Source organism: Tardiphaga sp. (assembly GCF_025356345.1).
Classification (GTDB): domain Bacteria; phylum Pseudomonadota; class Alphaproteobacteria; order Rhizobiales; family Xanthobacteraceae; genus Tardiphaga.
The window spans coordinates 1-2,897 of sequence record NZ_JANXTC010000212.1 but is presented as its reverse complement, the minus strand read 5'-3'; the positions used below and the strand labels follow the sequence as shown (position 1 = coordinate 2,897).

Annotated in this window: 3 protein-coding genes and 1 pseudogene; all 4 read left to right on the top strand. The window is 66.4% G+C overall.

Translation table 11 applies throughout. The annotated features are described in order from the left end of the window. Positions 1-387: RsmE family RNA methyltransferase (locus Q0S16_RS13060; protein ID WP_295848852.1), on the top strand; the 387-nt coding region annotated here is incomplete at its 5' end. A 126-nt stretch (positions 388-513) separates the two neighbouring features. Beyond that, positions 514-1,689: an ATP phosphoribosyltransferase regulatory subunit gene (locus tag Q0S16_RS13055; protein ID WP_295848851.1), complete on the top strand. Its 1,176-nt coding sequence runs from the start codon at positions 514-516 to the stop codon at positions 1,687-1,689. Further along, a complete protein-coding gene (gene hisG, locus Q0S16_RS13050; protein WP_295848850.1) occupies positions 1,686-2,663 on the top strand; it encodes an ATP phosphoribosyltransferase in 978 nt (325 codons plus the stop codon). The genes Q0S16_RS13055 and hisG overlap by 4 nt, the downstream gene beginning before the upstream one ends. 75 nt (positions 2,664-2,738) lie before the next feature. After that, a pseudogene (locus Q0S16_RS13045) lies at positions 2,739-2,897 on the top strand (glycosyltransferase); the annotation flags it as partial.

Sequence of the window (2,897 nt, the reverse complement as noted above, 5' to 3'; positions counted from 1 at the left end):
GTCAATACCGAGCGGATGCGTGCCAATGTGGTCGAAGCCGCCGAGCAATGCGGCATCCTGAGCGTGGCCGAGGTCGCCGAACCGCTGGCGCTGGACAAATTCCTGGCTCAGCGCGACGGCGCCCGGCTGCTGATTTTTTGCGATGAGGCGGCCGAGGTCGCCGACCCGATGACCGCCCTGGCGGGCGCCCGGACCGCCGCAACCGGCGGGATCGACGTGCTGATTGGCCCGGAGGGGGGCTTCGCCGAGGAGGAGCGCGCGCTGTTGTTGCGGCAGCCGAGCCTTCTGCGGCTGGCGCTCGGGCCGCGCATCATACGCGCCGACACCGCGGCGGTCGCCGCGCTGGCGCTGGTGCAGACCGGGCTGGGGGACTGGAAACAGGCGTAAGGCGGGTTAGTAACCCGCCGCCATGCCGCAACCGATTAAGCCACTTCGGCAAAGAGGGTCGAAACGTCGCAATCGCCATGCTAAGGGCTGCGCAACCGACGCTTTCCTGGAACCGCTGGACTGAAGATGACCAAGACCGCCGCCCCCCGCGCGACCGGATCCGCCGCCTGGGCGGATGCGCTGATGTTGTCCTTCGCCGAGGCGGGCTACCTGAAGGCCGAGCCGGCGATCCTGCAACCGGCCGAGCCGTTTCTCGACCTGTCCGGCGAGGACATCCGCAAAAGCCTGTATCTGACCACAGACCCCAGCGGCGAGGAGCTGTGCCTCCGCCCCGATCTGACCATTCCGGTCGCGCGCGACTACCTCGCTTCGGCCCGCGCCGGCCAGCCCGCGGGATTCTGCTATCTCGGCGCCGTGTTCCGCTATCGCAATGGCTTCCCGAGTGAGTTCCAGCAGGCCGGCATCGAATCCTTCGGCCGTCAGGACCGCGCCGCCGCCGACGCCGAGATGCTGGCGCTCGGCCTCGAGGCCACCGCCGCTTTCGGCCTCACCGACATCGATATCCGCACCGGCGACGTCGCGCTGTTCACCGCGCTGATCGACGCGCTCGACCTCTATCCGGTGTGGAAGCGCCGGCTGATGAAGGATTTCAACCGCAAGGTCGATCTCGAAAAGGATCTCGGCCGGCTCACTCTGGCCGAGGTGCCGGTCCGCAATGAATATGAAGGCGTGCTGGCCGCGCTGGCCGGTTCCGACCGCAAGGCGGCGCTGGCGCTGGTCACTGACCTGATGTCGATCGCGGGCGCCACCAATGTCGGCGGCCGTTCGGTGACCGAAATAGCCGACCGTTTTCTCGAACAGTCCACCCTCAAGGGCGGCGCGCTGCCGCGCGATGCGCTGGCCATCCTCAAGGGCTTTCTCGCCATTACCGGGACGCCGGATGACGCGCTGGCCAAGCTGCGGCTGCTCACGGCGGCGGCCGGGCTCGATCTGTCGGCGGCGCTCGATCAGTTGGAAAGCCGGATCGGCTTCATGGCCGCGCGCGGCATCGATCTCTCCCGGGTCAGTTTCTCGACCTCGTTCGGCCGCGGTGTCGACTACTATACCGGCTTCGAATTCGAGCTACACCGCCGTGGCAACGGCGTGGAGCCACTGGTGGCCGGCGGTCGTTATGATGGATTACTGAGCCAACTCGGTTCGGAGCAACCGATTCCGGCCGTCGGCTTCTCGATCTGGATCGATGCACTGACACAGGCTTGCAGCGCCTCCGCCGCAACCGGACTGGCCGGGAGCGCCGCATGACCACGCCTTTTGTACTGGCCGTTCCCTCCAAGGGCCGGCTGCAGGAAAATGCCGAAGCCTTCTTCACCCGCGCCGGGCTGACGCTGGCGAAGCCGCGCGGCGCCCGCGACTACCGCGGCACTATCGCCGGTTTCGACAATGTCGAGATCGCCTATCTGTCGGCAAGCGAGATCGCCGCGAATCTGGCGCGTGGCACCGTGCATCTCGGCATTACCGGCGAAGACCTGCTGCGCGAGAGCATCGTCGATACCGACCAGCGCGTGGCGCTGATCGAGGGTCTCGGCTTTGGCAGTGCCAATGTGGTGGTCGCGGTGCCGCAAGCGTGGATCGATGTCCGGACGATGGCGGATCTCGACGATGTCACCACCGGTTTTCGCGCGCAGCATAATCGCCGCATGCGCGTCGCCACCAAATATATCAACCTGACGCGCAACTTCTTCGCCTCGCATGGCGTGGTCGACTATCGCATTGTCGAAAGCGCCGGCGCCACCGAAGGCGCGCCGGCCACCGGCGCGGCGGAGATGATCGTCGACATCACCACCACCGGCGCCACGCTGGTCGCCAATGGCCTGAAGGTCCTGGATGATGGCGTGATTCTGCGCAGCCAAGCCAATCCGGTCGCCTCGCGCGACGCCGACTGGACGCCCGAGGCGCGGGAGACCGCGCGCATCATTCTCGATCATATCGCCGCCCGCGCCCGTGCCAGCAAGTACAAGGAAGTCCGCACCCGCTTCAGTGGCTGCGACCAGGCACTGCTCACCGAGGCGCATAACCGCTTCGGCGTGGTATCGCCGTTTGGCGGTCCGACCTCGTCGGGCATGATCACACTGCACTGCCCGCCGGCGCAGCTCTACGCGCTTGGCAGTTTCCTGCGCGAGCATGGCGCCGACACCGTATCGGTGGCGTCGCTGGAATATGTACTGGATCGCGAGAATCCATTGTTCGCCAAACTGGCGGCGTTCTTGCGGCCGTAGGGCGCATGTGCGGCTGGCGACAGCGTCCGGCAATTGCCATATGTTACGCGGGATTTTGTGATTGGGACCTGATCGATGATGTTGGGTAGTGACGTTTCCGGTCTGTCGACCGACGCCGCGACCGCCGCCGCCGCCGCCGCACGGGGGCTATCGATCGTTGTGCCGCTCTACAACGAGGCGCCCGGGCTGGTGATTTTCCATGACCGGCTGGACGCGCTGGCCGCCACGCTGAAG